Here is a 26,899-nt window from a genome sequence, read left to right as displayed (position 1 = left end):
TCACACCCACGTCCGGGGACGGAAACGGTTTGCCCGTTCCACCAGTTCGATCCTCTCCTCGCCCCGCTGCGCCAGCCGGGCGAGGACGCGGTACGAGCGTTCCAGGCCGAAGCGCAGCCCCCGCTCGTCCAGTTGACTGCCGAGCAGCGAGGTCCGGCCGGGGTCGGCGCCCCGGCTACCCGACAGTACCCAGTCCAGGGCCACGCCCAGAACCTCCGTCGCGAGCCGCTCCTGCCGTTCCGGGTCCAGCCCGAACCGCCGCAGCGCCTCCACCTGGCCGGACGCCGCCACGAGATCGGCCAGCAGGGGCTCCTGCGGGGACCGGTCGCGCAGGCGTGCCCGTACGGCCGCCACCCGTGCGGCGGTGTAGTGGATGGAGGCCTCCGGTACGGACTCCAGCGTGCGCACGGCGCCGTCCCGGTCGCCGGACGCCAGCTGGACCCGGGCCAGCCCGAAGGCCGCGCTCACGAACCCCGGGTCGGTGGTCCAGACGAGGCGGTAGTACTCGGCGGCGTTGTCCAACTGCCCCAGGACCTCGGCGCACAGGCCGAGGGCCAGCTTCGGAGCGGGCTCGCCCGGGAAGGCGTCGTAGATCGCGTCGAAGGACAGCGCCGCTATCTCGTCGTCCCCGGTGGCCAGCGAGGCGATGCCGCGGGCCCACACCACGCGCCAGTCGTCCGGGTGCCGGTCCTCCAGCGCGGTCAGGGCCTCGCCCGCCACCGCGAGTTCGCCCAGTTCGAGCCGGGCCCGCAGCTCGCGCAGCCGCAGTTCGGCGGAGTCGGCCGGGGCCGAGCCGAGGGCGCCCAGCAGGTCGGCGGGCGCGGAGGCCAGCAGTCCGGTCAGGAAACCGGCGTTGGGGTCGGCGGCGTCGACCAGCGGCACGGGCAGGGCCAGCGCCGTGTCGCGCGCGTCGAGGCGGGCCAGCCCGGCCCGGGCCGCGAACGCCCCGGGACCCCGCGCCGACAGCGGAACGGGAGCCTGCGACAGCCCGGCCGTCGGCGCCGACCGGGCCTCCGGCGCGGGACCGGTCCGCCGGGGCGCGGGCACCGCGGCGCCCGCCAGGTGCGTGGCGGTCGTCCCGAGTGCGGCGACGGCACCTCCCGCGGGCGGGGACGGCGCGAACGGCGCCGGGGCGCCGACGGAACCGACGGAACCGACGGAACCCGCGCCACCGGCCACGACCGGGACCGCGGCGGGAGCCGGCGCCGGCGGAACCGGAACCGGAGCGCCGGCCGGCGCCCGCCGCCGGCCCGGGCCCCACAGCGGCCGCGCGGTGTTCCGCGCGCCCAGCCGGGAGACCTCGGCCCCCGGCCCGTCCGCGTACAGCCGGGTGTCCGGCACCCGCAGCTCGGGGCCGAACAGCGTGGACAGCTGCGGCCGCGGCCGGCCCGTCTGCAACGCGACGACCTCCCGCAGCACGCCCGTCAGCTGGTCCGCCATCTCCTGCGCGGAGGCGAACCGCCGCCCCGGATCCGGATCGGTGGCCCGGACCAGCAGCCGGTAGAACGACTCGTACCGGCCGAACACCTCGATGTGCTCCGGGTCCGGCAGCGAGTCCACGAACACGTTCGTGTAGCCCTGGAAGTCGAAGGTGAGCACGGCGAGGGTGCGCGCCACCGTGTAGAGGTCCGAGGCCACGGACGGACCCAGCTCGGCCACCTCCGGGGCCTGGTATCCCACGGTGCCGTATATCGCCGACTCCTCGTCGTCCATCCGCCGGACCGCGCCCATGTCGATCAGCTTGAGCTGGTCCTGCTGCTGGATGGCGTTGTCGACCTTGAAGTCGCAGTACAGGAGGTTGCGGCTGTGCAGGTGCCCGAGCGCCTCCAGCGCCTCGATCCCGTACGCGCAGGCCTGCTCGACGGGCAGCGGGTCGCGTCTGCCGTCCGGCCGGCGCCGCTCGTTCGCGATCTCCTTCAGGGACTTGCCGCCCACGTACTCCATGACGATGTACCCGTCGAGCGAACCCGTCCGCTGGTCCAGGTGCTCCACGAAGTTGTAGATCCGCACGATGTTGGAGTGCTCGATCTCCGCGAGGAAGCGCCGCTCGGAGATCGCCGCCTCCATCGCGTCCTGGTCCCCGGTGTCGAGGAGGCCCTTGAGGACCACCCACCGGTCGGAGACGGCCCGGTCCACCGCCAGGTAGACCCAGCCCAGACCACCGTGCGCGAGGCAGCCCGCCACCTCGTACTGGCCGTGCACCACGTCGCCCGCGCGCAGCTTGGGCACGAACGAGTACGGGTGACCGCACTTGGTGCAGAACCCCTCCGTACGGCCGGGCCGCTCGCCCCGCGCCCGACCCACCGGCGCCCCGCAGTCCGAGCGCGAGCAGAACCGCTTGCGCTCCGGGACCTCCGGGTTCTCCAATACGGCCGCCGACGGATCCGGACGCGGCACCTCCGGCATGCTGACCAGCCCGGCTCCCAGCCGCCCGCGCCCCGAGGCGGCGGAGGCCGAACCGGAACTGCGAACCGACACCGAACGGGCCGACGCGGAACCCGGCAGCGAGCGCGACAGCCGCCCGGACACCGAGCGGCGCGAGGAGGAGGACCGGGAGGAACGGGAGGACCTCGCCGAGGCCGAGGACCGGCCCGAGCCGCGCGAGCCCGCCGAGCCCGCCGAACCCCGCGAGTCGCCGTGCCGGGCGGCGCTGGTCATGCCGGTGGGCGGGGAGACGAGTTCCTCGGCGCCCGCCGCGACCGCGCCCGTCGGGGCGAGCCCGCAGGTGTCGCAGTACAGCTCGCCGCCGCCCATGTCCTCGTACGTCCCGGGGCAGCCGGGGCGCATGCACGGCGTTCCGATCAGGCTCATGCGTCCTCCTTCCCCGGCCCCGCGGGCCGGTGCTGCTCGGGTTGGTGCTGGTCGGATCGGTACGGGTCGGATCGGGTCGGGTCGGATCGGTACGGGTCGGATCGGGTCGGGTCGGGTCGGTACGGGTCGGGCCGGTGCTGCTCGGGCAGGTGGTGCGCCTGCGCGTCGTGGTGGTGTTCCCCCGGTGCGGGGGCCGCGTCGGCGGCGGGGTCCGGCGGCGCCAGTGCCTCGGCGGTGGCCCGCTGGTAGCGCAGGACCGCCAGTTCGGCGGCCCGCAGGTCGCAGGGCGCGCTCCACAGCATCCGTCGGGCGGTGTCGTACCGCTCGATCAGCAGCGGATCCTCCGCCAGTCCGTGCCGGGCGACCTTCGCCCGGTAGGCGTCCAACCTGCCGCGCAGCTCCGCCCGCACGGCCAGCGGCGCCGTCACCGCGGTCAACGATTCGCGGGCCCGCCGGAGTTCCTCCTCCGCCCGTTCCTCCAGGGCGTCCAGCAGCGGGGACAGCCGGTGCCACCGCGCGTGCCTGCGGTACTCGGCGGCCGCCGCGAGCTGTTCCTGGAGGGCGGTCGGCGGTCCGCTGACAGCCGGCACCTCGGACGCCGCGATCTTCGCCAGCACCTCGATGCGGGCGTTGCGCGCCTCCGCGAGGGTCCGATCGGCCCGCGAGAGCACGTCCCGCACGGCGATGAGCCGCTGCTCGGCGTCCTGCCGGACGGTCAGCACCGCCTCGACCTCCCGCCGTACGTCGTCCAGCGCGCGGGCCGCCCGGTCGTAGCGGGCGGTGTCCGGCCGGCCCCCGCCCGGGGCGGAACTGCCCGCCGTCGGCGTCCAGAAGGCCAGCGGGTCGGCGATGACCCGTTCGCGCAGCCGCGTCAGCTCGGCGGTGATCGACTCCAGGTCGTCCCCCGACGGGTGCTCGCCCGGCCGCACCCCCACCGAGTGCGCCAGTGACCGCGTCCGGTGCAGTTCGGCGGCGAGCAGGTCGATCCGCGCGGGCAGCGCCGACCACACCGCGTCGGCGGCGACCACCAGGTCCAAGGAACTCGCGTAGAGCTCGTTCATCCGGGCGACGAGTTCGGCCAGCGAGAACCGCTCCGCGAGCGCGGCGCCCTCCAGCCCGGCGCCGGCGATGGTCACCCCCGGCCCGCGCAGCCGCTCGGTCAGCTCCGCCAGGTCCTCCCGGTTCGGCCAGCGCCGCCGCTCGCGGATCGCGCGGGCGGCGGCCAAGGCCCCGCTGTAGGCGTCGAAGTACGCCCACAGCCGGGTGATGGCCGCGTCGGCGGCGGCCCACCGCTCCCGCGTGACCCCGCTGAGCGCGGCCCCCTCCAGGAGCCTGCGGCCCGCGTGGTCCTGGAGCGCGAGCAGCGAGGTCTCCACGGCCTCGTGCTCCGCGCCCAGGCGGGTCAGCGCACGGTCGACGTCGTCCCTGTCCATCACTGCGGGCCCCGTTCCCGGAAGGCTCACGTACGGCCTCGATTCCGCCACCGGCCTCAGCCGTCCCGGTACTTGGGCGCGGGCGGCGAGGCCACCTTCGGCAGCACGTTCTGGAAGTGGTTGCGGTACGAGGTCGCCCACGGGCCGGCGTCACCGCCCGCACGGTAGTCCTCCAGCACCTTGTTCACCCGGCGCACCAGGTCGGAGGCGTCCTTGTTCATCGCCACCCCGTAGAACTCGCGGGTGAAGGGGGCTCCGACGAGCTGCACCGACGGGTCCTGCGCGGCCTGGCCCGCGGCCAGCGCGTTGTCCGTGATGATGCCGTCGACCTCGCCGAGTTGCAGCCGCACCAGACAGTCCAGCTGGTTCGGGACGGAGACGGACACCGAGCCGTAGGCCTGGGCCTTCAGGGCCGCCTCCGCCGTGGAGCCGGCGGCCGTGCAGATCCTGCGGCCGTTCAGCGAGCCGTCGTAGCCGGTGATCGGCGAACCCTTGGGGGCCAGGACCTGCTGGCCGGCTTCGAAGTAGGCGGTGGAGAAGGCGACGTCCTCCAGGCGCTTGCAGTTGATGGTCATCGTCCGCACGACGACGTCGACGCGGCCCTCCTGGAGGGCCGGGATCCGCTGGCTGGTGGGGATCGCCCGGTAGATGACCAGGTCCTCGTTGCCGAGGATGTCCTTCGCGATGGCCTTGACCAGGTCGATGTCGAAGCCGACGAGGTGCCCGTCCGGATTGCGGTAGCCCCACTTGAAGCTGTTCTGGTCGACGCCCGCGACGAGCTTGCCGGCCTTGCGGATCCGCTCGATCGTCGGCCCGTCCATGCCGGACGGGCGCAGGCTCGCCTCCGGGTCCGGGCAGGTGTCGGCGGGGGCGGCGGGCGCCGCGACCACCGCGGCCGGCTCGCGGACCGGGCCGCTCCGGCCGCCGTCCGGCGCGCCCTGGGCGAGCGGCAGCAGCACGGCCGCCGCCGTCACCGCGCAGGCGGTGGCCATCGCGCTCACCCCGCCCCAGCCGCGCAGCGGGCCCGCCGCGCGGCGCACCGGAGTCGCCCCGCCCGCGCCGCCCCGCCCCGAGCGCATCCGCCGTATCCGCATCGATCTCACCTGTACTCCGAAAGCCTGCGGCCGATGCCGAGGAGGGCGGCCACCGCGCCGAGGACGGCCAGCGCCGCCGCGCCCGTCACCAGCCCGTCCAGCGCGCCGAGCCCGCCACGGGCCGCCCGGGTGAATTCCTGCTGTTCGTGGACCACGGCTTCCTCCAGGGAGGCGTCCACGACGTCGAACGACGCCCCGCTGCTGTTCTTGCCCCCGATCACCTGGGGCAGGGCCAACTCGTAGTCGCCCTTCATGTCCGACTCCCGGGCCGCCGCGTGCCGCTGCTTCCACTCGGTCACACCGGCCGCGGCCTTCTTGAGGGGGTCGCGGCCACTGTCGTCGTCGGCCAGCCGCAGGGCCTTGGCCAGCCCCTCGTCGAGCTGGCGCATGTTCGTCGCGTAGTCGACGTCGTACTTGTCGGACTTCTTGTCCTCGGCCAGTACGGCGCCCCGCGCGATCAGGGTCAGGTTCTCGCCGGCCCGCGCCTGGAGCGAGGCGATCCGCGCGTCGTTCAACACCTTCAACGACTCCTGCCCGTCCGCCCGGGCCTCGCTCAGCTCCGAACGGGCCACGCTCTGCCCGACCGTCAGCCACAGCAGCACCACCACCGAGGCGGCGGTCGCCGCCAACAGGCCCTGGTTGAGGACCCGGTGGGTGCGCAGGTAGTTGCGCCGCTGCGCCCACGCCAGCACGCCGACGGCCAGGACACCGGCCCCCGTCGCGGCCAGCGGCCAGGACCGGGCCTCGTCGTGGTCCGTGTAGAGCCGGCCGGTCTCCGCCTCGTACAGCCGCTGCGCGGCGGGCAGCAGGACCGTGCTCATCTGTTCGTTGGCGTGGCGCAGGTAGGCCCCGCCCAGCGGCAGGCCCTGCCGGTTGTTGGCGCGGGCCTGCTCGATCAGGCCGGTGTAGCGGGGCAACTGCTCGCCGAGGAGCGCTATTTCCTTACGGGACTCCCCGCCGGCGCCGGTGTTCGCCGCCGCGCTGATCAGCAGCCGGGAGGCACTGGCGATGTCCTTCTCGTAGCGCTCGCGGACCTCCCGGGGTTCCTGGGCGCCCGCGAGGAACCCGCTGGAGGAGGCTGTGTCCGCGTCCGCGAGGGAGCGGTAGATGCTCGCCGCGTCCGCGCTCAGCGGCTGGCTGCGGCCCACCACGGCCTCGGCGGCCGACACCCGGTCCGAGACCTCCCACACGGCGACCGCGCCGAACAGCACGATCAGCGCGGCCAGTACGGCCCCGATGATCCGCAGTCGGCCCGGCTCGGTGGTCGCGGCGGCGCGCAGCCGCTCGACGCCCTCCGCCCAGGCGGTGCCCCGCCCCGGTGGGGCGGGCGGGCCCGCGGCGGGGCGCGGCGGCGCACCGGACGTACCGCTCCCGGGCGCGGCCGCGCGTGTCGTGATGGCCACCGTGACCTCCCCCTCGGTCCCTCTGTTCCGGAGCAGTATGGCCCCAGCGGCGGCCCACCACAGCACCCGGTGCTCGATCTTGGGTGATCCGTACCCGCGGTCGGCCCGGGGGACGCCCCCCGCGCCGCCCCCGGCCACCCCTTCACCGTCAATACGTCGCGGGGACCCCCACGGTTCCTGATCCGCCGCGTTCCGGGGCGGGTTCACCCGAAATGGGCACGGAGCTTCCCGTGGGCCCCGGCGGGCGCCCCCAGCGCGTCCAGCCCCAACAGCCCCGCGCCCAGCACCGGCGGCGCGGCCACCACCGCGACCCGCGCGAGCGGGGCCCGCCGGGCCAGCAGGGCCTCGATCCTGCCGTTGAGCTGCGGATGGGCGGCCGCGAGGACGCTGCCGCCCAGCAGCACCGGTACGTCCTGGGTCAGCAGGCCGAGCCGCTCCAGTGCCACCGACGCCATCGCCACCACCTCGTCGGCCTGCCGCTCCACGAGGGCGCCCGCCACCGGATCGCCCGCCGCGGCCACCGCGAACAGCACCGGCACCAGCTCGTGGACCCGCCCCCGGGCGAGGGAGCCCAGGTGCAGCGCCTCGATCAGCTCGTACATGGAGCCGAGCCCGAAGTACCCCGGCAGCGCGGCCGCCAGCTCCGTGGGCCCGCCGCGTCCGTCCTCGGCGCGCGCGGCCCACCACAGGGCCTCCTCGGCGAGGCCGCCCCCGCCGCCCCAGTCACCGGAGATCATTCCGACGGCCGGGAACCGCGCGGTGCGCCCGTCGGGCAGCATGCCGACGCAGTTGATGCCCGCCCCGCAGACCACCGCGACCCCGCGCGGCGCGTCCCCCGCGGGCAGTCCGGCCCGCAGGATCGCGAAGGTGTCGTTGCGCACCTCGGTGGCCGCGCCCCAGCCGCGCGCGCTGACCGCGTCGGCGAGCCGGCGTTCCTCCACCGGGAGGTCCGCGTTGGCCAGGCACGCCGAGACCTGCGCGGCGTACGGGGCCCCCGGCCGCAGCCGGGGCAGTCCGGCGGCCTCCGCAGCCTCCGCGACGGCCTGCCCGAGCACGTCCACGGCCCCCTCGACGCCGACCCGGGGCGGCTGGAAGCCGCCGGAGCGGCCGGTGCCGAGGACACCGCCGTCGGCGTCGATCAGCGCGACGTCGGTCTTGCTGTTGCCCGCGTCGATCGCGAGCACGGCCGCGCCGGCGGGCGTCACGCCCATGGCAAGTGCTCCTTGTTGTGGGCGAGCAGCCGGTCGGTCAGCCCTTCGGCGAGGTCGAACTGCCCGACCAGGGGGTGCGCGAGGAGGGCCTTGAACACCCGCTCGCGCCCGCCGCGCAGGGCGGCGTCCAGCACGAGGTCCTCGTACGCCGTCACGTGGGAGATCAAACCGGCGTACAGGGGATCCGGTCGGGGCACGGCCAGCGGCGCCGGACCGGAGCGGTCCACCCGGGCCTGCACCTCGATGACCGCGTCGTCCGGGAGGAACGGCAGGGTCCCGCGGTTGAGCGTGTTGACCACCTGGATCGGGCTGCCGCCGTCGCCCAACAGGGCGGCGGCGAGGTCCACGGCGGCCTCCGAGTAGAAGGCGCCGCCCCGCTTGGCGAGCAGTTCGGGCTTCTCGTCGAGCGCGGGGTCCGCGTACAGGTCGAGCAGTTCCTTCTCCATCGCGGCGACCTCCGCGGCCCGCGAGGGCTTCTCGCCCAGCTCCCGGACCACCTCGTCGTGGGAGTAGAAGTAGCGCAGGTAGTACGAGGGCACCACCCCGAGCCGGTCCAGGACCGCGCGCGGCAGCCGCAGGTCGGCGGCGACGGCGTCGCCGTGCGCGGCGAGCAGGCCGGGCAGCAGGTCCTCCCCGTCGGGCCCGCCGCGGCGCACCCCGGTCTCCCAGGTCAGGTGGTTGAGGCCGACGTGGTCGAGGTGGACCTCGGCGGGGGACAGGTCGAGCAGCTTGGCGAACTTGCGCTGGAAGCCGATGGCGACGTTGCACAGGCCCACGGCCTTGTGCCCGGCGCCGAGCAGGGCCCGGGTGACGATCCCGACGGGGTTGGTGAAGTCGATGATCCAGGCGTCGGGGGCGGCCCGCCGGACGCGCTCGGCGATGTCCAGGACCACCGGGACGGTCCGCAGGGCCTTGGCGAGGCCGCCCGCGCCCGTGGTCTCCTGTCCGACGCAGCCGCACTCCAGCGGCCAGGTCTCGTCCTGGAGTCGGGCGGCCTGCCCGCCGATCCGCAGCTGGATCAGCACCGCGTCGGCGCCGGCGACGCCCGCGTCCAGGTCGGAGGTGGTGGTCACGACGGCCGGGTGCCCCTGGCGGGCGAAGATCCGCCGGGCCAGGCCGCCGATCAGCTCCAGCCGTTCGGTGGCGGGGTCGATCAGTACCAGTTCCTCGACGGGCAGGCCGGCGCGCAGCCGGGCGAAGCCGTCGATCAGCTCGGGGGTGTAGGTGGAACCGCCGCCCACCACTGCGAGTTTCATGGTCGTCAGCCTTTCACTCCGGTCAGGGTGACGCCTTCGACGAACGCCTTCTGGGCGAAGAAGAAGAGGACGATCACCGGTGCCATGACGAGCACGGTCGCCGCCATGGTGAGGTTCCAATTGGTGTGGTGCGCGCCCCTGAAGGACTCCAGGCCGTAACTGAGGGTCCAGGCGGCCGGGTTGTCGGAGGCGTAGATCTGCGGGCCGAAGTAGTCGTTCCAGGCGGCGAAGAACTGGAACAGGGCGACGGCCGCGATGCCCGGCTTGGCCATGGGCAGTACGACGCGCAGCAGGGTGCGCAGTTCTCCGCAACCGTCGACGCGGGCCGCGTCCAGGTACTCGTCGGGGATGGTCAGCAGGAACTGGCGCAGCAGGAAGATGGAGAACGCGTCGCCGAAGGCCATCGGGATGATCAGTGGCCACAGGGTGCCGGACAGGTCCAGCTGCTTCGCCCAGAACAGGTACATCGGGATGACCACCACCTGCGGCGGCAGCATCATCATGGCGATCACCAGCAGCAGCGACAGCCGCCGCCCGCGGAAGCGGAACTTGGCGAGGGCGTACGCCACGGGCACCGAGGACAGCAAGGTCAGCAGGGTGCCCAGGCCCGCGTACAGCAGGGTGTTGCGCCACCAGGTGAGGAAGCCGGGGGTGTGCCAGACCGTCGCGTAGTTGCCCCACTCCCAGGTGCGCGGCCACAGGTCGCGGGTCAGCGCCTGCTGGTCGCTCATCAGGGAGGTGAGGAGCAGGAAGACGAACGGGAGGACGAAGAACAGGGCGGCGGCCACGCCCAGGCTGTGCACGGCGACCCAGTGCAGGACGACCCGGCGACGCGCCCCGCGGCGCGGCGACGGGCGGGGTACGAGGTGGCGAGGGGGGCTCGACGTGCTCATGTGCCGGCTCCGATCAGTCCGCCACGGCGCCGCATGAGGAGCGCGGTGAAGGCCATGGAGAGGGCGAACAGCACCAGGGCGACGACGCAGGCGGTGCCGTAGTCGAAGCGTTGGAAGCCGACGTTGTAGACCACCTGGGGGAGGGTCAGCGTGGACTTGTCGGGGTAGCCCGGCTCGAACTGCTGCCCCGAGCCGCCGATCACGCCGGCGGCGGCCTTTCCGGCGACCAGCGGCTGGGTGTAGTACTGCATGGCCTGGATGACCCCGGTGACCACCGCGAACAGGATGATCGGCGAGATGTTCGGCAGGGTGATGTGCCGGAACCGGGCCCAGCCGCCGGCGCCGTCGAGCTCGGCGGCCTCGTACTGCTCCTTCGGTACGTCGAGCAGCGCGGCCATGAAGATGACCATCAGGTCGCCGACCCCCCACAGCGCCAGCGCGGTGAGGGCGGGCTTGGACCAGTCGGCGTCGGTGAACCAGCCCGGCGCGGGCAGTCCGAGCGACTCCAGCACGGTGTTGACCGGGCCGGTGCCGGGGTTGAGGAGGAAGACGAAGGCGAGCGTCGCGGCGACCGGTGGGGCCAGGTAGGGCAGGTAGAACAGGGTCCGGAAGATTCCGGCCCCGGTCCTGATCCGCGTGATGAGCAGGCCGACGCCGAGACCGAAGACGACCCGGCAGCTCACCATGACCAGCACCAGCCACAGGGTGTTGCGCATGGCCGGCCAGAACAGCGGATAGTCCGTGAAGACGTAGCTCCAGTTGGCCAGTCCGTTGAAGACGGGCGGCCGGAAGCCGTCGTAGGAGGTGAAGGAGAAGTAGACGGTGGACAGCAGCGGATAGGCGAAGAAGACCGAGAAGCCGATCAGCCAGGGGGACATGAAGGCGAGGGTCCGCAGTCGGGAGCGGCGGTGCCTGGCCTTCAGGGCGCGGGCGTGCGGGCCCGCGGGGGCGTGGGTGCGGGGCATCGGACTACTGGGCCTTCGCGATGTCCGTGTCGATCTGCCGGTCGGTGTTCGCCAGTCCGGCGGCGAGGTCGGGCACGTCGCCCTTCTCCACCGCGTACGCGAAGTCCTGGAAGGTCAGTTGGTAGGTGCCGCCGTCCGCCTGGGCGGGGGTGGTGTTCGACTTCGGGTGCCGGGCGATGTCGATGAACGTCTTGAACTCGGGGGTCACCTCCAGGTCCGGGGAGTCCAGGGCGGCGAGCGTGGACGGCACGTTGTGGATGGCGTTGGCGAAGGCGACCACCGCCGCGGTGTCGGTCGTCATGTACCGCACCAGCTCCCAGGCGGCGTTCTGCTTCCGGCTCGCCGCGGAGATGCCCATGATCGTGCCGGAGACGTAGCCCTTGCCGTAGTCGGCGGCCTGGTCGTCCGGTACGGGCAGCGGGGCGGTGCCGATTTCGAACGGAACCCCGGCCTCCTTCGCCATGGCGGCCCGCCACTCCCCGTCGATCTGCATGGCGACCTGGCCGCGGTGGAAGGGGTGCTCGGCGCTCCACTCGTCACCGAAGCCGGCGCGGAACCTCTCCAGCTTCTGGTAGCCGCCGAGCTTGGCCACCAGGTCCTTCTGGGCGGTCAGCATCTTCGCGAAGGCCGGGTCGGCGGCCAGGTTGGACTTCCCGTCGGGACCGAAGTACGTGGGGCTCCACTGGGCGGCCAGCCGCATGGGGGTGGTCTCGTAGCCGTGGAAGGTGGGCATCAGGCCGACCTGTTCGTACGAGTCGCCGCTCCGCTCGGTCAGTTTCTCCGCGACCGCGGTGAACTCGCTCCAGGTGCGCGGTGCTTCGGTGATGCCGGCGGCGGCGAAGGCGGTCTTGTTGTAGACGAGGCCGTAGGCGTCGTTCAGCAGCGGCAGCGTGCACTGGTTGCCCTTGAACTGCGTGTACTCCAGCAGGGTCTTGGGGAACACCTCGGCCTTGTCGACCCCGGACTTCGCGAGGAAGGGGTTCAGGTCGACGAAGGCGCCCGAGTTGCAGAACTTCCCGACGCTGTCGGTGGTGAAGGAGGAGACCACGTCGGGGGCCTTGTCGCCGCCCGCCCGCAGGGCCTGGTTGACCTTGTCGTCGGTCATGTTGCCGGTGGTCTTCACCTTGATGTTCGGGTGGGCCTTCTCGAACCGGGCGATGTTCTCCTCGATCGCCTTGACCTCGGCGGGCGCGGACCAGCCGTGCCAGAAGGTGAGGGTGACGTCCGCCTTCGGATCGTCGGCGGCGCCGGCGCCGCTCTGCCCGGCGCAGGCGGTGGCGAGTACGGATATGGCGGCCAGGGTGGCCGCGGCCGTGGTGAGGCGTCCGGTTCTGGGCATGACGGGGCTCGCTCTCTGCGGGAGGAACTTCCGGTGCGGGGTGCCGAGGAGGGGATCGGGGGCGTGGGGGAGGGACGGGGTTCGGTGGCGGGGCGGGGCGCTCTAGCGGGAGGTGTCGAACACTTCCTCGCGGGCGGCGGCCAGGGCGCTCTCCAGGGCGCCCCGCAGGACGGGCCGCTCGTGGACCTCGCCGGTCACGAGCCGGGGCCGGGAGGGCGCCAGCTCCGCCAGCTCGGTCTCCAGCAGCGTGCGCAGGGGATCGCCGCCCGCGGTGATCACGGCCCCGGACAGCACCACGATCTCCGGGTCGAGCACGGCGACCACCGAGGCCAGACCGGTCGCGAGGACGGTGGCGTACGCACGCAGGAAGTCCAGGTTCGCCCCGTCGGGCGCGGCGGCGGCCCGCTCCAGCAGGGCGACGCCGACGGCGACCTGCGGCCCGTGCGGGGCGTCCGGCGCGGGCGGCGGCGGGGTGTCGACGCCGAGTTCGGCGGCGAGCCGGGGCAGCACCTGCACGCCGGCCAGCTCCTGGTAGCCGCCGGTGTTGGCCCGGGTCACCTGGCGGACCAGCGGGTGCCCGGAGACGGGCAGGAAGCCGACCTCGCCCGCGCCGCCGGTCCAGCCGCGGTGCAGCCGGCCGCCGAACACCAGGGCGGCGCCGAGGCCCTCCTCGTTCCACAGCAGGACGAAGTCCTCGTGCCCGCGGGCCGCGCCGAGCCGTTGTTCGGCGACCGCGGCGAGGTTGACGTCGTTCTCGTACTCCACGGGCACCGGCAGCACGGCCGCCAGCTCGTCGAGCAGGGTGGGGGAGTGCCAGCCGGGCAGGTGGCTGGCGTAGCGCAGCCGGCCGGTCTGCGGGTCGAAGGCGCCCGGGGTGGCGATGACCAACCGGTGCAGGTCGGCCGCCCCGATCCCGGCGGCGCGCAGGGCGCCGTCGAGGGCCCGGGTGACCTGCTCGACGGCGTCGGCGCCCTCGGTGTAGGGAAGTTCGAAGCTGCCCCGCACCGTGCCCGTCAGGTCGGCCACCGCGGCGAGCACCCGTTCCGGGGTGACGTCGAGCCCGCCGACGTGGGCGGCGGGGCCGTTGAGGGCGTAGAGCTGGGCGCTGGGCCCGGGCCGGCCGCCGTCGGTGCCGGTGGCCACGACCAGTCCGGCGCTCTCCAACCGGGCCAGCAGCTGGGAGGCGGTCGGCTTGGACAGCCCGGTCAGCTGCCCGATCCGGGTCCGGGACAGCGGGCCGTGCGTCAGCAGCAGCTCCAGGGCGGCGCGGTCGTTCATGGCGCGCAGCAGGCTGGGCGTTCCGGGCGTGGCGGCGGGCATGGCGCGGTCTCTCCTCGACGAGATGAACTGTTAGGTAAGTTTCCTATTGCGCTCCGAGCCGTGTCAATGCCGCTGCCCCGCCGGAAACGGACCGGCAGGGCAGCGGGACGGGCGCGAGCCCGGACGTAAGGGAGGTACGGGGAAGTAGGGGACTACTTGGTGATCCGAGGCGACCCGGAGCCCGACGGCGGCGGGATCGGGGCGGTCGCCAGGGACTGCGGCGAGGTCGGGTTCGACAGGGCGGACGGCGCGGCGACGGAGGCGGACGGGTCCACGGCCTCCTCGGCCTCGTCGGCGAGCGGCAGACCACCGATGATCTTGATGCCCGCCGCGTCGAAGGCCTCCTTGAGGCGCCATCGCAGCTCGCGCTCCACCGAGAACTGCTGACCCGGCATGGTCTTCGCCGAGACCGCCACCGTCATGGACGCCAGCAGCACCTCGTCCAGCCCCAGCACCTCCACCGGACCCCACAGGCGCTCGTCCCACGGGGACTCCTTCGCCAACGAGTCGGCGACCTCCTGGACCACCTCGCGGATGTGCGTGAGGCTCTCCGAGGGCTTGACCTGCACGTCCACGGTCGCGGTCGCCCAGCCCTGGCTGAGGTTGCCGATCCGCTTGATCTCGCCGTTGCGGACGTACCAGATCTCCCCGCTGTCGCCGCGCAGCTTCGTCACGCGCAGGCCGACCTCGATCACCTCGCCGGAGGCCACCCCGGCGTCGATCTTGTCGCCCACGCCGTACTGGTCCTCCATGATCATGAACACACCGGACAGGAAGTCCGTCACCAGGTTCCGCGCGCCGAAACCGATGGCCACACCGGCCACACCGGCACTCGCCAGCAGCGGGGCCAGGTCGATCTTCAGTGCGGCCAGCACCATCAGCGCGGCCGTGCCCAGGATCAGGAACGAGGCCACCGAACGCAGCACCGACCCGATGGCCTCCGACCGCTGCCGGCGCCGCTCCGCGTTGACGAGGAGCCCGCCGAGCGCCGTGCCCTCCACGGCCTCGGCGCTGCTGTTCATCCGGCTGATGAGCTTGGTCAGCGCCTTGCGGACCACCGATCGCAGCGCCGCGGCTATGACCACGATCAGCAGGATCCGCAGGCCGATGCTCAGCCAGGTGGCCCAGTTCTCCTCGATGAAGCTCGCGGCATTGGTCACGCTCTCGGCGGCATCGTCGGTGGTGGTCGCTGCCAACGGGAGCAGGGTGGCGGGCGAGGGCACGGCAGGAACCTCCAGGCATAGCGGTCTGCCCGCGGAACGGGATGTGCGGGCAGACCAACCACACTAACGGGGCTCGGGCCCTACCTCGTTGCCGTGTTCGAGGGAGAGACGGGACTCACCCGGGGAGGAAGGCGGTGTGGTCGAAAACACCTCGGACCCGTTACGGGCGCGTGGTGGCGCTTCGACCAGCCGTAAGGGGAGACTGGAAAGCAGATCGTCCCGGCGCGAGCCACGCGCCGCCGGCGTACAAGGAGGCAGTCCGTGCCGCACGTCCTGGTCCTCAACGCGTCGTACGAGCCGCTCGGCGTCGTACCGCTCCGACGCGCGCTCGTCCTCGTCCTGGAGAACAAAGCGATCTCCCTGGAAGAATCGGGCGCCTTTCTGCACAGCGCGACGAGAGCAGTCCCCGCGCCCAGCGTGGTCCGGCTCAAGCGCTTCGTGCGGGTCCCCTACCGGGGGCCCGTTCCGCTCACCCGGCGCGCGCTCTTCGCCCGCGACGGCGGTCGCTGCATGTACTGCGGGGCCGTCGCCACCAGCGTCGACCACGTCATCCCGCGCAGCCGGGGCGGCCAACACCGGTGGGACAACGTCGTCGCCGCCTGCCGCCGCTGCAACCACGTCAAGGCCGACCGGCACCTGCTGGAGCTGGGCTGGCGGCTGCGCCACCAGCCCGCCCCGCCGTCCGGGCTGGCCTGGCGGATCATCGGCACGGGCCACCGGGACCCGCGGTGGATGCCCTACCTCCAGCCGTACGGCGCCGACGACGCGCTGGAACGCATCGGAGCCGCGGCGTCATAGGGCCGGCCGCCCGCCTCCACCGGCCGCCCCACCCGCTCCCCTTCTCCTGCCGCCCCCTCCCGAGCACCACCCGTCGCCGTCCGGATGCCCGCTGCCCGCGCCCCCGCCGCCCCGGTCACTGTCGCCCGCGGCCGGGGGCGTACGGCCGCCCGCGGCCGGGGGCGGCGGTGATCGTGGGGTGGTCTGACCTGGATCGGCCAGGAATGCGGGGCCGCCGACTGGGTATGGCTGCGGTGTCCGCCGGTGTGTTGCACGGGTGGGTCCGACGATCCCGCGCAAAGGAGTGCTCTCGTGAACGCCCGTGCCAAGTCCAACGTTCTCCCCGCCCCCCTTCCGCGCCCCGCCTCCCGCTCCGCCCGGCCCGCGGCGCCCGACCCGGCCGTTCCCGAACCCGCGGGCCCGCCCGCCTCCGACACCGCCGACCCGACCGCTCCCGAACCCCGGGCACCGCTGGCCCACCTGCCCGCCCCGAGCTGGCCGCAGGACCGGCCCCTCGTCGGTGAGCAGCCGCCGACGGGATCCGCCTGCGCGCCGCTGACCAGCGAATCCCCGCTCATGGAGGGGCTCCCGCTGACCAGCGAGCCCCACCTCCCCGCCACGATCGTCGCGGGCTACTAGACAGGACACCGATGGACGACCTCGACCGGCTCGCGGCCCTGCACGGCGTCGCCACCTCCTACCAGCCGGCCGAGGACGTGACCGTCCCCGTGCCCGAGGTCACCGTCAGGGCCGTCCTCGGCCTGATCGGCGTACCCGTGGACACCCCGCAGGACGTCCGGGCGATGGCCGACGAGGACGAACGGGAGCGGGCCGGGCGGGTGCTGCCCCCGACGATGGTGCTCTGGCAGGGCGAGCCCGTCCCGGCGCAGTTGACCGCGCTGCCCGCCGGCGCCCGGATCCGGGTCGACCCGGAGGAGGGGCCCGAGCCCCTCGTCTGGGAGGCCGGTGGCGGGCAGCCGCCCCGCGGGCTCGCCTCCGGGCAGCCCGCGGAACTGCCCCTCGGCGTGCACCGCCTCACCGCCGACCTGCCCGACGGGCACACGGCCGCGGCCACCCTGATCGTCGCCCCGGAGCGGGCCCCGGCCGCGCCCGCCCGGGCCCACGGACTGCTCGTCCAGCTGTACTCCCTGCTCTCGGAGCGCTCCTGGGGCATGGGCGACCTCGGCGACCTGACGGAGCTCGCCCGCTGGGCCGCCCGCACCCACGGCGCCGATTTCATCCAGGTCAACCCGTTGCACGCGGCCGTCCCGGGCACCCCGACCGACCCGTCCCCGTACCGGCCGTCCTCGCGCCGCTTCCCCGACCCGGTGCACCTGCGGATCGAGGACGTCCCCGAGTACGCCGACTGCCCGGACCGCGACGCCCTCGCCGAGCTGGCCGGTCGCGGCGCGGAGCTGCGCAGGGAGGTGCTGGAGAAGGGGGCCCTGATCGACCGGGACGCCGTCTGGGCCCTCAAGCGCGCCGCCCTGGAGCTGCTGTACACCGTCCCGCGCAGCCCCGCCCGGGAGGCGGGCTACGGGGAGTTCCGCGCGGAGCAGGGACCCCACCTCGACGTGCACGCCGCGTGGTGCGCCGCCGCCGCCGGGGAGGACCCCGAGGAGCGGGGCGACTTCCACCGCTGGCTGGTCTGGCTGACGGACACCCAGCTGACCGCCGCCCAGCGGGCCGCGCGGGAGGCCGGGATGACGGTCGGCATCGTGCACGACCTGGCCGTCGGCGTGCACCCCGAGGGTTCGGACGCCGGTACGGGCCCCTTCCACGCCCGGCACATCAGCGTCGGCGCCCCGCCGGACGCCTTCAACGCGCGGGGCCAGGACTGGGGGTTGCCGCCGTGGCGGCCCGACGCCCTGGAGGCCACCGGGTACGCCCCCTTCCGGGCCCTGCTGCGCGGGCTGTTCCGGTACGCGGGAGCCGTCCGCATCGATCACGTCATGGGCCTGTTCCGGCTGTGGTGGATCCCGCAGGGGGCCCCGCCGGCGGAGGGCACGTACGTCTCCTACGACGGCGAGGCGATGCTGGCCGTCCTGGTGCTGGAGGCGCACCGGGCGGGCACCCTGGTGGTCGGCGAGGACCTCGGGACGGTGGAGCCCCGGGTGCGCCGGGCGTTGGCCCGGCGCGGGATCCTCGGCACCTCGGTGCTGTGGTTCGAACGGGACTGGGAGGGCGACGGGGAGCCGCTGGAGCCCGAGGAGTGGCGGGCCGACTGCCTGGCCACCGTCACGACCCACGACCTGCCGCCCACCGCCGCGAAGCTGGCCGGGGAGCACGTCGAACTGCGGGACCGGCTGGGCCTGCTGACCCGTCCGCTGGAGGTGGAGAAGGCCGAGGACGCCGCCGACACCGCCCGTTGGCTGGAGGTGCTGGAGCGGCTCGGCCTGACGAGCGGGCACGAGGAGGCGGCCGTCCGCTCCCTGTACGCCTTCCTGCTGCGCACGCCCGCCCGGCTGGTGGGCGTCTGGCTGCCGGACGCGGTGGGGGACCGGCGGCCGCAGAACCTGCCGGGCACCTGGGACCAGTACCCCAACTGGAGGCTGCCGGTCGCCGACGCCTCGGGCCGGCCGCTGACGCTGGAGGAGCTGACGGCCTCGCCCCGGGCGAACGCCCTGTTGAGCGCGGTGCGGGAGGGGGCGGGGACCCGTACGGCACCCCCGGGCGCGCGGCCGCTCTAGGTGTTCGCTACGTTTGCACCGTGGACAAGAAGAACGCTCTGCGCGCCGGCGCCGTCACGGCCGGAACGACGCTGATGATGCTGCTGATGACGTCTCCCGCCCTCGCGCTGACCCCCGACGACGGTGACGACCCGGGCCCCAAGCTGAGCATCGCCGAGACGCTCGGCCTGTTCGTGGCCGCGCCGATCGTGCTGTTCCTGGTCATCGCGGGTCTGGTGATGGTCGGCGACAAGTCGCGCAAGACCCAGGCCTGACCGACCGGGCAGGTCTCATGCTTCCGGGGCGCCGGAGGTCCGTACGGCCGTCGTAGGACGGCCGTGGCGCGACCTCCGGCGCCCCGGCATGTCCCGGGCCGTGCCGGGGTGGGCGCCGCGGCCCGGTGAGCGCCTGTGGCGGCGGGCTACGGCACGTCGGCCATGAGCTTGCGCAGCAGGCCGATCAGCTGCTCGACCTCTTCGCCGTCGAGTCCGGCCAGGGCGGCGCGCTGGACCTCCAGGCCGGCGGTGACGGCCTCGTCGATCAGGGCCAGTCCGCGGTCGCTGATCGTGACCTGGAGCCCCCGCCGGTCGTGCGGATCGGGGCTGCGGCCGAGCAGCCCGGCCTTCTCCAGCTTGTCCAGGCGTCCGGTCATTCCGCCCGTCGTGAGCATCAGCGTGGCCGACAGCTGGCGCGGCGAGAGCGTGTACGGGGCGCCGGAGCGGCGCAGCGTGGCGACGACGTCGAACTCCCCGCGGGAGATCCCGTAGCGGTTGTAGGTCCGTTCCATCGCGTCGCCCATGGCCTTGGTGATCCGGTACATCCGCCCGAAGACGGCCATGGGGGCCGTGTCCAGGTCGGGGCGTACCGCGTACCACTGGGCGGCGATGGCGTCGACGGCGTCCTTGTTGGCCTCGGTCATATCCGCAGTATCCGGTTCCGCTTCCTCGTTCGCAAGAAAGTTGCTTGACGGAAAGTGGCTTAGTGCTAAGCTACTTTCAAGTGACCTACTTGGGGGAGGCGTCGTGATGAAGGTGCCCATGTTTCCTCACCCGTACGAGGAGTCCCCGTGAACCACCTGACCACCACGCTCCTGACCGCTCTGGCCCCCATCTCCTGGGGATCGACGTACTTCGTCGCCAGCGAACTCCTGCCCCCCGACCGGCCCCTGTTCACCGGGGCCATGCGGGCCCTGCCCGCCGGGCTGCTCCTCATCGCCCTCTCCCGGACCCTGCCCAAGGGCGAGTGGTGGTGGAAGTCCGCCGTCCTCGGCACGCTCAACATCGGCGCCTTCTTCCCGCTGCTCTTCCTCTCCGCCTACCGGCTGCCCGGCGGTGTCGCCGCCGTACTGGGTTCCGCCGGCCCGCTGTTCGTCGTCGGACTCGCCGCCCTGCTGCTCGGCGAGCGGGCCCGGCCGCGGACCGTCCTCGCCGCCGTCGCCGCCGCGTTCGGCGTGAGCATGGTGGTGCTGACCGCCGAGGCCGAGCTCGACCTGATCGGCGTCATCGCCGGCGTGGTCTCCTCCGCCTCCATGGGCGCCGGCACCGTGATGACCAAGCGCTGGGGGCGGCCCGAGGGCGTGGGCCCGCTGGCCATGACCGGTTGGCAGCTCACCGCCGGCGGGTTGGTCATCATCCCGATCGCCGCCCTGATCGAGGGGGCGCCGCCCGCCCTCGACGGCAAGGCCTTCCTCGGCTACGGCTACATGATGCTGATCAACACGGGCATCGCCTACTGGCTGTGGTTCCGCGGCATCGGCCGGCTCAGCGCCACCTCCGTCACCCTGCTCGGCCCGCTGTCCCCGCTCACCGCCGCCGTCATCGGCTGGGCCGCGCTCGGCCAAGGCCTCTCGCCCGTACAGCTGGCCGGCATGGCCATCGCCTTCGGTGCCACCGTCATCGGGCAGTTGCCGGGGCGCAGGCCCCGGGCTCCGAAGGAAACGTTCAGTTCTTCTGAAGACATCGATCGAAATGTTTCGATGGACCTGGGCAATGCGGAGGTGCGACGGTAGGTCCACGATCCAACCGACCCAGAACCCCGAGGGGGAGACCACACGTGACCGTCACGGACCAGGTCCGCACCGGCCGACAGGCGCAACCGGCGGAGCGGACGCCGCAGGCGCCGCAGCAGACCGAGCAGGCAGGCGAGCACGCCGCCGAGCAGGCCGAGCAGGCGCCGCAGCGCCCCGGCGCCCCGGCGGGCAAGGGCGCCGCCGGCATCGGCCTGCTCCTCGCCCTGGTCGCGACGGTCGTCTGGTCCGGCAGCTTCGTCGCCACCCGGGGCATGGCCGACACCGTCCCGCCCGTCCAGGCCGTCTTCTGGCGCTGGATCATCGCCGCCGTCGCGGTCGCCCCGTTCGCCGCCCGGCAGGCCTGGCGACAGCGGGCCCTGCTGCGCCGGCACCTCGGCTACGTCAGCCTCGCCACCCTCTTCGGCGTCACCCTCTACAACACCCTCGTCCACCAGGCCGGACTGACCACCTCCGCCTCCAACATGGGCATGATCATGGCGGCCTCGCCCGTCATCATGGCCCTCTACTCCCGCCTCGGCGGCGAACGGCTCGGTGCCCGACGCACCTTCGGCCTGCTGCTCGCCGCGTTCGGCGTCCTGCTCCTCGTCGGCGACGGCTCGATCGGCTTCGACTTCGGCGCCGGTGACCTGTGGATGTTCGGCGCCGCCCTGTCCTTCGCCACCTACAGCGCCCTGCTCAAGCGCAAGCCCGCCGAGATCGGCCAACTCGCCTTCCTGTTCGCCACCTTCGTCCTCGGCGCGCTGATGCTGGCCCCCGCCTACGCCGTCTCCCTCGCCGTCCAGGGCGGCTTCGAGGTCACCCCCGGCTCGGCCGGGCAACTGCTGTACGTCGGCGTCCTCTCCTCCGCCGTCGCCTTCTTCGCCTGGAACAAGGCCGTCTCGGTGATCGGCGCGGCCCGGGCGGGCGTCGTCTACTACCTCCAGCCCGTGTGCGTCGCCGGACTCGGCTTCCTGCTCCTCGGGGAACACACCGGCCCCGCGCAACTGCTGTGCATGGCGCTGATCCTGGGCGGCGTGGGACTGGGTGCCCGCCGGTAGGTTCGGTCCCATGACCGAGTGGGACATCAAGAAGCTGCGGATTCTGCGGACCCTGGCCGACCGGGGCACCGTGACCGCGACGGCCGAGGGGCTGCACATGACGCCGTCGGCCGTCTCGCAGCAGTTGACCAACCTGGCCCGGCAGCTCGGGGTCCCGCTGCTGGAGGCCCAGGGCCGGCGGGTCCGGCTCACCGACGCCGCCCACTTGGTCCTGCGGCACACCGAGGCCGTCTTCGCGCAACTGGAACGCGCCGACGCCGAACTCGCCGGGTACCTGTCCGGGGAGGCCGGCGAGGTACGGATCGGAGCCTTCTCCACCGCCGTGCCCGTCCTGGTCGTCCCCGCCGTCGCCGCCCTGCGGCGCACCCATCCGGGCGTGGAGGTACGGGTCCGCGAGACCGAGGCCGCCGAGTCGTACGAGCTGCTGACCGCCGGGGCCGTGGACCTCGCCCTGTCGCTGGCCGCGCACGCGCCCGGCGCCCGCGACCCCCGCTTCAGCCGGATCACGCTGTTGGAGGACCCCCTCGACGTGGCCCTGCCGCCCGGCCACCCGCTGACGGCGGCGTCCGCGCTGCGCCTGGCCGACCTGTCCGGGGAGCGCTGGATCTACGGGGGCAGCGGCCCCTGGTCGGAGATCACCCGCAACGCCTGTGAGGCCGCCGGGTTCGTCCCCGAGCAGGCCCACTCGGCCTCCGGCTGGACCGCGATCCTGGCCATGGTGGAGGCCGGCATGGGCGTGGCGCTCGTCCCGCGCATGGTCACCGGCCGGGCCGCGGGGGCCACCGTACGAGTCCTGGCCCACGACCGGCCCGCCCGGCACGTCATCGCCGCACTGCGCCGGGGCTCCGAATCGGCGCCCGCGGTGTCCCGCGTCCTGGCGGCCCTCCGGGAGACCGCGGCCACGCTCCGCCGCACCGGGGCCGGACGCGACCCGGCCCCCGCCCCATGACCGGGGCGGGGGCCGGGGCCGGTCGGGGACCGGATCAGACGGCGGCGGCGGCGGCCGCCGCGTCGGCCTCCTGGGCCTTCAGGGCGCGCTCGACGCCCGACCGGGACTCCGACACCAGCCGGCGCAGGCCCGCGTTCGGCTCGGCCGACGCCAGCCAGGCGTCCGTGGCGTCCAGGGTCTCCTGCGAGACCTGGAGCGACGGGTACAGGCCCACCGCGATCTGCTGGGCGATCTCGTGGCTGCGGGTGTCCCAGACCTCCTTGACCGCGGCGAAGTACTTCGCCGTGTACGGGGCGAGCAGCTCGCGCTGGTCGGTCTGGACGAAGCCGCCGATCACGGCCTCCTGCACCGCGTTCGGCAGGTCGCCGGACTCCACCACCGAGGCCCACGCGGCGGCCTTGGCCTCCGCCGTCGGGCGCGCGGCCCGCGCGGTCGCCGCGTGGCGCTCGCCCGCGGCCGTCGCGTCCCGGGTCAGCTCGGCGTCGATCGCCGCCTCCCCGACGACGCCGGTCGCCACCAGGCGCTCCAGGAACGCCCAGCGCAGCTCGGTGTCCACGACCAGGCCTTCGAGCTCGGCCGCACCGTCCAGCAGCGCCGCCAGGTAGGTCAGCTGCCCCTCGGTGCGGGCCGTCGCCGCGAAGGCGCGGGCCCAGGCCAGCTGGTGATCGCCGCCCGGCTCGGCGCCGCGCAGGTGCTCCAGCGTGGCCTCCGTCCAGATGGCGAGGCCCTGCTCGCGCCAGGCCGGGTCGGCGTACAGCTCGACGGCCAGCTTCACCTGGCGGTGCAGCGACTGCACGACGCCGATGTCCGACTCCTTGCCGATGCCCGACAGCACCAGCGCGACGTAGTCGCGGGCCGCGAGTTCGCCGTCGCGGGTCATGTCCCAGGCGGAGGCCCAGCACAGGGCGCGCGGCAGCGACTCCGTGAAGTCGCCCAGGTAGGCGGTCACGTTGGCGAGGGACACCTCGTCCAGGCGGACCTTCGCGTACGACAGGTCGTCGTCGTTGAGCAGCACGACCGCCGGACGGGCCCGGCCCACCAGCTCCGGCACCGCCGTGAGGGCGCCGTCGATGTCCAGCTCGATCCGGTCCGTGCGCACGAGCGCGCCGTCGCTCAGGTCGTACAGGCCGACCGCGATGCGGTGCGGACGCAGCACCGGCTCGCCCTTCGCGCCCGCGGGGAGCGCCGGGGCCTCCTGGCGGATCGCGAAGGCGGTGATGACGCCCTGCGCGTCCGTCTCGACCTCCGGACGCAGGACGTTGATGCCGGCCGTCTCCAGCCACGCCGTCGACCAGGCCGTCAGGTCGCGGCCCGAGGTCTCCTCCAGGGCGCCCAGCAGGTCCGACAGCCGGGTGTTGCCGAAGGCGTGCGCCTTGAAGTAGGCCTGCACGCCCTGGAAGAAGGCGTCCTTGCCGACGTACGCGACGAGCTGCTTGAGCACCGAGGCGCCCTTGGCGTACGTGATGCCGTCGAAGTTGACCAGGACGTCGTCCAGGTCACGGATGTCCGCCATGATCGGGTGCGTCGACGGCAGCTGGTCCTGCCGGTACGCCCACGTCTTCATGGAGTTGGCGAACGTGGTCCACGCGTGCGGCCACTTCGAGCCCTCGGCGTCCGCCTGGCAGGCGATCGAGGTGTAGGTGGCGAACGACTCGTTCAGCCACAGGTCGTTCCACCACTCCATGGTGACGAGGTCGCCGAACCACATGTGGGCGAGCTCGTGCAGGATCGTCTCCGCGCGCACCTCGTACGCCGCGTCCGTCACCTTCGAGCGGAAGACGTACTGGTCGCGGATGGTGACCGCGCCCGCGTTCTCCATGGCGCCCGCGTTGAACTCCGGCACGAAGAGCTGGTCGTACTTCGCGAACGGGTAGTCGTAGGCGAACTTCTCCTGGAACCAGTCGAAGCCCTGCCGGGTCACGTCGAAGATCTCGTCCGCGTCGAGGAACTCGGCGAGCGAGGGACGGCAGTAGATGCCGAGCGGCACGGACTGGCCGTCCTTGCCCTCGTACGAGCTGTGCACCGCGTGGTACGGGCCCACGATCAGCGCGGTGATGTACGAGGAGATCCGCGGGGTCGGCTCGAAGGCCCACACCCGGTCCTTGACGTCGGCGGCGTCCGGCGTCGGGGAGTTCGAGATGACCGTCCAGCCCTCGGGGGCCGTCACGGTGAACTGGAACGTGGCCTTCAGATCGGGCTGCTCGAAGCTGGCGAACACGCGCCGCGCGTCCGGCACCTCGAACTGGGTGTACAGGTAGGCCTGCTGGTCGACCGGGTCGACGAAGCGGTGCAGGCCCTCCCCGGTGTTGGTGTAGGCGCAGTCGGCGACGACGCGCAGCTCGTTGTCCCCGGCGGCGAGGTGGTGCAGCGCGATCCGGGAATCCCGGAAGACGGCGGCCACGTCCAGCGACTTGCCGTTCAGGACGACCTCGTGCACGGCGGGCGCGACGAGGTCGATGAAGGTCTCGGCGCCGGCCTCGGCCGACCGGAAGCGCACGGTGGTGACGGACGGGTAGGTACCGCCCTCCTGCGCACCGCTGAGGTCGAGTTCGACCTCGTACGAGTCGACGGTGAGCAGCGCCGCGCGCTGCTGAGCCTCTTCACGGGTGAGATTCGTGCCAGGCACGCGGTCATCTCCTTTGATGGTGACGTAGCCCCGCCATCCTTCCACGAGGTCCGGGCGACCGCGCCGGAGTATCCCGCGGGCGAACGCGAGGTCCGATTCCCGCCGGCGCCGGCCGGCCGGCAGCGCCACGATCGCCGCCATGACCTCCTCCACCGCACCCCTCACCGCCCGCGCCGTCGACCCCGCCGCCCTCGCCGAACTGCGCCTGCGCGACGACGCGGGCCGGCCCTGCCTCCCGTACGCGGACCCGGAGGGCGGCGCCCCGCTGCGCTGCTGCCTGCGCCGCAGCCGGGCCGGCGAGCGCATCGCCCTGGTCTGCTACGCGCCGCTGCGCCGCTGGGCGGCCGGCGTCGGCGCCGATCCGGGGGCGTACGACGAGCAGGGGCCCGTGTTCGTGCACGCCGAACCCTGCGCCGGCCCGGCCGGGGGAGACGGCCTGCCCTTCGGGACCCCGGGCGCGCTGCGCGTCGCCCGGCGCTACGACGCGGCCGGCCGGATCCTCGGCGGCCGCGCGCTGGAACTCGGCGAGGAGCCCGACGCGGTCGTCGGGCGGGCGCTCGCCGAGGCCTTCACCGACCCGGAGGTCGCCCTCGTGCACGTCCGGGCGGTGGAGTACGGCTGCTTCCTCTACGAGGTGCGGCGGCCGTGAAACGGGGGAGGGGCGGGCGCCGTACGGCACCCGCCCCTCACGCGCCCGGAGGACCGGGTCAGCCCTGGCGGAGCTCCTCGGCGACGAGCTCGGCGATCTGCACCGCGTTCAGCGCCGCGCCCTTGCGCAGGTTGTCGTTCGACAGGAACAGCGCGAGGCCGTTGTCGACGGTCTCGTCCACGCGGATGCGGCCCACGTACGAGGCGTCCTTGCCGGCGGCCTGGAGCGGCGTCGGGATCTCGGACAGCTCGACGCCCGGGGCGTCCTTGAGCAGCTCGTAGGCGCGCTCGACGCCGAGCGGGCGCTCGAAGCGGACGTTGACCTGGAGCGAGTGGCCCGAGAAGACGGGAACGCGCACGCAGGTGCCGGAGACCTTGAGCTCCGGGATCTCCAGGATCTTGCGGGACTCGTTGCGGAGCTTCTGCTCCTCGTCGGTCTCGAAGGAGCCGTCGTCGACGATCGAGCCCGCCAGGGGGAGCACGTTGAAGGCGATCGGACGCTTGTAGACGCCCGGCTCCGGGAAGTCGACGGCCCCGCCGTCGTGGACCAGGGCGGCCGCGCCCTCGACCACGGCCTTGACCTGGCCGTCGAGCTCGGCGACACCGGCCACGCCCGAGCCGGAGACGGCCTGGTAGGTGGTGGCGATCAGCGCGGTCAGGCCGGCCTCCTCGTGGAGGGGGCGCAGCACCGGCATCGCGGCCATGGTGGTGCAGTTCGGGTTCGCGATGATGCCCTTGGGGCGGTTCTTGATCGCGTGCGGGTTGACCTCGGAGACCACGAGCGGGACCTCGGGGTCCTTGCGCCACGCGGACGAGTTGTCGATCACCACGGCGCCCTGGCCCGCGACCTTCTCGGCGAGGGCCTTGGAGGTGGCGCCGCCCGCGGAGAAGAGCACGATGTCCAGACCGGAGTAGTCGGCCGTGGAGGCGTCCTCGACGGTGATCTCCCGGCCCTCCCACTCCAGGGTCGAGCCGGCCGAGCGGGCCGAGGCGAACAGCCGCAGCTCGTCCAGCGGGAACTTCCGCTCGGCGAGGATTGCGCGCATCACTGCGCCGACCTGTCCGGTGGCTCCGACGATTCCGACCCTCACGGTGACTCCTCTGCGTTGGTACGACGCGGGCGCGCGTGGAGCCATCATGCGTTCGACCCCACGAGCCTTGTCCAATCCATTGTCCGAGGGACGGACGGCGTCCCGGACGCGGACCCCCGCGACGC

22 protein-coding genes are annotated in these 26,899 nt (G+C 73.5%); 8 read left to right on the top strand and 14 right to left on the bottom strand.

From position 1 onward, the window contains the following. The 11 genes from ACZ4XJ_RS09580 to ACZ4XJ_RS09530 form a co-directional block, all read right to left on the bottom strand. A complete protein-coding gene (locus ACZ4XJ_RS09580; protein ID WP_468495942.1) occupies positions 1-2,802 on the bottom strand; it encodes a serine/threonine-protein kinase in 2,802 nt (933 codons plus the stop codon). A 5-nt stretch (positions 2,803-2,807) separates the two neighbouring features. After that, a complete protein-coding gene (locus ACZ4XJ_RS09575) occupies positions 2,808-4,244 on the bottom strand; it encodes a hypothetical protein (RefSeq protein WP_468495788.1) in 1,437 nt (478 codons plus the stop codon). Positions 4,245-4,300: 56 nt separating this feature from the next. Next, positions 4,301-5,338 carry a glutamate ABC transporter substrate-binding protein gene (locus tag ACZ4XJ_RS09570; protein WP_468495787.1) on the bottom strand — a complete coding sequence of 346 codons (1,038 nt, stop codon included), beginning with the start codon at positions 5,336-5,338 and terminating at the stop codon, positions 4,301-4,303. Between the two features lie 5 nt (positions 5,339-5,343). Beyond that, positions 5,344-6,741: a hypothetical protein gene (locus ACZ4XJ_RS09565; RefSeq protein ID WP_362876852.1), complete on the bottom strand. Its 1,398-nt coding sequence runs from the start codon at positions 6,739-6,741 to the stop codon at positions 5,344-5,346. Between the two features lie 203 nt (positions 6,742-6,944). Next, positions 6,945-7,952, bottom strand: coding sequence for an N-acetylglucosamine kinase (locus ACZ4XJ_RS09560; protein ID WP_468495786.1), 1,008 nt, complete (start codon positions 7,950-7,952; stop codon positions 6,945-6,947). Next, positions 7,943-9,208 carry a 6-phospho-beta-glucosidase gene (locus tag ACZ4XJ_RS09555; RefSeq protein ID WP_468495785.1) on the bottom strand — a complete coding sequence of 422 codons (1,266 nt, stop codon included), beginning with the start codon at positions 9,206-9,208 and terminating at the stop codon, positions 7,943-7,945. Before ACZ4XJ_RS09555 ends, ACZ4XJ_RS09560 begins: the two co-directional genes overlap by 10 nt. Before the next feature lie 5 nt (positions 9,209-9,213). After that, positions 9,214-10,101, bottom strand: a complete 888-nt coding sequence (locus ACZ4XJ_RS09550) for a carbohydrate ABC transporter permease (RefSeq protein WP_362876849.1) — start codon at positions 10,099-10,101, stop codon at positions 9,214-9,216. Then, the gene (locus tag ACZ4XJ_RS09545; RefSeq protein ID WP_362876848.1) at positions 10,098-11,066 is read right to left on the bottom strand and encodes a carbohydrate ABC transporter permease; all 969 of its coding nucleotides are present in this window, start codon (positions 11,064-11,066) and stop codon (positions 10,098-10,100) included. The genes ACZ4XJ_RS09550 and ACZ4XJ_RS09545 overlap by 4 nt, the downstream gene beginning before the upstream one ends. A gap of 4 nt (positions 11,067-11,070) precedes the next feature. Next, complete coding sequence (locus ACZ4XJ_RS09540) at positions 11,071-12,405, bottom strand: ABC transporter substrate-binding protein (protein ID WP_468495784.1); 1,335 nt, start codon at positions 12,403-12,405, stop codon at positions 11,071-11,073. Positions 12,406-12,507: 102 nt separating this feature from the next. Next, positions 12,508-13,725, bottom strand: coding sequence for an ROK family transcriptional regulator (locus ACZ4XJ_RS09535; RefSeq protein WP_468495783.1), 1,218 nt, complete (start codon positions 13,723-13,725; stop codon positions 12,508-12,510). 152 nt (positions 13,726-13,877) lie between these two features. Continuing rightward, on the bottom strand, positions 13,878-14,948 hold the full coding sequence (locus ACZ4XJ_RS09530; RefSeq protein WP_468495782.1) for a mechanosensitive ion channel family protein: 1,071 nt from the start codon (positions 14,946-14,948) through the stop codon (positions 13,878-13,880). 261 nt (positions 14,949-15,209) lie between these two features. Here ACZ4XJ_RS09530 and ACZ4XJ_RS09525 point away from each other — a divergent pair, with 261 nt between their 5' ends. The 4 genes from ACZ4XJ_RS09525 (at position 15,210) to ACZ4XJ_RS09510 (ending at position 18,669) form a co-directional block, all read left to right on the top strand. Further along, positions 15,210-15,746, top strand: a complete 537-nt coding sequence (locus tag ACZ4XJ_RS09525) for an HNH endonuclease (protein WP_362876844.1) — start codon at positions 15,210-15,212, stop codon at positions 15,744-15,746. A 291-nt stretch (positions 15,747-16,037) separates the two neighbouring features. Beyond that, positions 16,038-16,364, top strand: a complete 327-nt coding sequence (locus ACZ4XJ_RS09520) for a hypothetical protein (protein ID WP_468495781.1) — start codon at positions 16,038-16,040, stop codon at positions 16,362-16,364. A gap of 11 nt (positions 16,365-16,375) precedes the next feature. Beyond that, positions 16,376-18,415: a 4-alpha-glucanotransferase gene (locus tag ACZ4XJ_RS09515; RefSeq protein WP_468495780.1), complete on the top strand. Its 2,040-nt coding sequence runs from the start codon at positions 16,376-16,378 to the stop codon at positions 18,413-18,415. A 20-nt stretch (positions 18,416-18,435) separates the two neighbouring features. Then, positions 18,436-18,669, top strand: a complete 234-nt coding sequence (locus ACZ4XJ_RS09510; RefSeq protein WP_362876841.1) for a hypothetical protein — start codon at positions 18,436-18,438, stop codon at positions 18,667-18,669. Positions 18,670-18,815: 146 nt separating this feature from the next. On the opposite strand, the gene ACZ4XJ_RS09505 is transcribed toward ACZ4XJ_RS09510, so the two are convergent. Continuing rightward, positions 18,816-19,313, bottom strand: a complete 498-nt coding sequence (locus tag ACZ4XJ_RS09505) for a MarR family winged helix-turn-helix transcriptional regulator (protein WP_362876840.1) — start codon at positions 19,311-19,313, stop codon at positions 18,816-18,818. A gap of 147 nt (positions 19,314-19,460) precedes the next feature. On the opposite strand from ACZ4XJ_RS09505, the gene ACZ4XJ_RS09500 reads away from it, so the two are divergent. From ACZ4XJ_RS09500 to ACZ4XJ_RS09490, 3 genes are read left to right on the top strand one after another with little or no spacing between them, the layout of a single operon-like run. Beyond that, on the top strand, positions 19,461-20,402 hold the full coding sequence (locus ACZ4XJ_RS09500; protein WP_468495779.1) for an EamA family transporter: 942 nt from the start codon (positions 19,461-19,463) through the stop codon (positions 20,400-20,402). A gap of 44 nt (positions 20,403-20,446) precedes the next feature. Then, positions 20,447-21,460 (top strand): DMT family transporter, encoded by a 1,014-nt coding sequence (locus tag ACZ4XJ_RS09495; RefSeq protein WP_468495778.1) that lies wholly within the window; start codon positions 20,447-20,449, stop codon positions 21,458-21,460. 10 nt (positions 21,461-21,470) lie between these two features. Then, on the top strand, positions 21,471-22,409 hold the full coding sequence (locus ACZ4XJ_RS09490; protein ID WP_468495777.1) for a LysR family transcriptional regulator: 939 nt from the start codon (positions 21,471-21,473) through the stop codon (positions 22,407-22,409). Positions 22,410-22,443: 34 nt separating this feature from the next. Here ACZ4XJ_RS09490 and pepN read toward each other — a convergent pair whose 3' ends face one another. After that, entirely contained in the window at positions 22,444-25,035 is a 2,592-nt protein-coding gene (pepN, locus tag ACZ4XJ_RS09485; RefSeq protein WP_362876837.1) for an aminopeptidase N, read from the bottom strand. A gap of 139 nt (positions 25,036-25,174) precedes the next feature. Between pepN and ACZ4XJ_RS09480 the strand changes: the two genes are divergently transcribed. Next, positions 25,175-25,684 (top strand): DUF1203 domain-containing protein, encoded by a 510-nt coding sequence (locus ACZ4XJ_RS09480; protein WP_468495776.1) that lies wholly within the window; start codon positions 25,175-25,177, stop codon positions 25,682-25,684. 58 nt (positions 25,685-25,742) lie between these two features. Here ACZ4XJ_RS09480 and ACZ4XJ_RS09475 read toward each other — a convergent pair whose 3' ends face one another. Next, positions 25,743-26,774 carry an aspartate-semialdehyde dehydrogenase gene (locus ACZ4XJ_RS09475; RefSeq protein ID WP_362876835.1) on the bottom strand — a complete coding sequence of 344 codons (1,032 nt, stop codon included), beginning with the start codon at positions 26,772-26,774 and terminating at the stop codon, positions 25,743-25,745. Between the last annotated feature and the right edge of the window lie 125 nt (positions 26,775-26,899).

The sequence above is a fragment of the Streptomyces sp. NPDC029836 genome (assembly GCF_055574495.1).
This window is presented reverse-complemented; position numbering and strand designations above follow the sequence as displayed.

What these genes read in the sequence shown, in the direction of transcription:
- ACZ4XJ_RS09575 (WP_468495788.1), bottom strand. Translation starts at nt 4,244, where the DNA reads ATGGACAGGGACGACGTCGACCGTGCGCTGACCCGCCTGGGCGCGGAG.
- ACZ4XJ_RS09570 (WP_468495787.1), bottom strand. Translation starts at nt 5,338, where the DNA reads ATGCGGATACGGCGGATGCGCTCGGGGCGGGGCGGCGCGGGCGGGGCG.
- ACZ4XJ_RS09560 (WP_468495786.1), bottom strand. Translation starts at nt 7,952, where the DNA reads ATGGGCGTGACGCCCGCCGGCGCGGCCGTGCTCGCGATCGACGCGGGC.
- ACZ4XJ_RS09555 (WP_468495785.1), bottom strand. Translation starts at nt 9,208, where the DNA reads ATGAAACTCGCAGTGGTGGGCGGCGGTTCCACCTACACCCCCGAGCTG.
- ACZ4XJ_RS09550 (WP_362876849.1), bottom strand. Translation starts at nt 10,101, where the DNA reads ATGAGCACGTCGAGCCCCCCTCGCCACCTCGTACCCCGCCCGTCGCCG.
- ACZ4XJ_RS09545 (WP_362876848.1), bottom strand. Translation starts at nt 11,066, where the DNA reads ATGCCCCGCACCCACGCCCCCGCGGGCCCGCACGCCCGCGCCCTGAAG.
- ACZ4XJ_RS09540 (WP_468495784.1), bottom strand. Translation starts at nt 12,405, where the DNA reads ATGCCCAGAACCGGACGCCTCACCACGGCCGCGGCCACCCTGGCCGCC.
- ACZ4XJ_RS09535 (WP_468495783.1), bottom strand. Translation starts at nt 13,725, where the DNA reads ATGCCCGCCGCCACGCCCGGAACGCCCAGCCTGCTGCGCGCCATGAAC.
- ACZ4XJ_RS09515 (WP_468495780.1), top strand. Translation starts at nt 16,376, where the DNA reads ATGGACGACCTCGACCGGCTCGCGGCCCTGCACGGCGTCGCCACCTCC.
- ACZ4XJ_RS09505 (WP_362876840.1), bottom strand. Translation starts at nt 19,313, where the DNA reads ATGACCGAGGCCAACAAGGACGCCGTCGACGCCATCGCCGCCCAGTGG.
- ACZ4XJ_RS09490 (WP_468495777.1), top strand. Translation starts at nt 21,471, where the DNA reads ATGACCGAGTGGGACATCAAGAAGCTGCGGATTCTGCGGACCCTGGCC.
- ACZ4XJ_RS09480 (WP_468495776.1), top strand. Translation starts at nt 25,175, where the DNA reads ATGACCTCCTCCACCGCACCCCTCACCGCCCGCGCCGTCGACCCCGCC.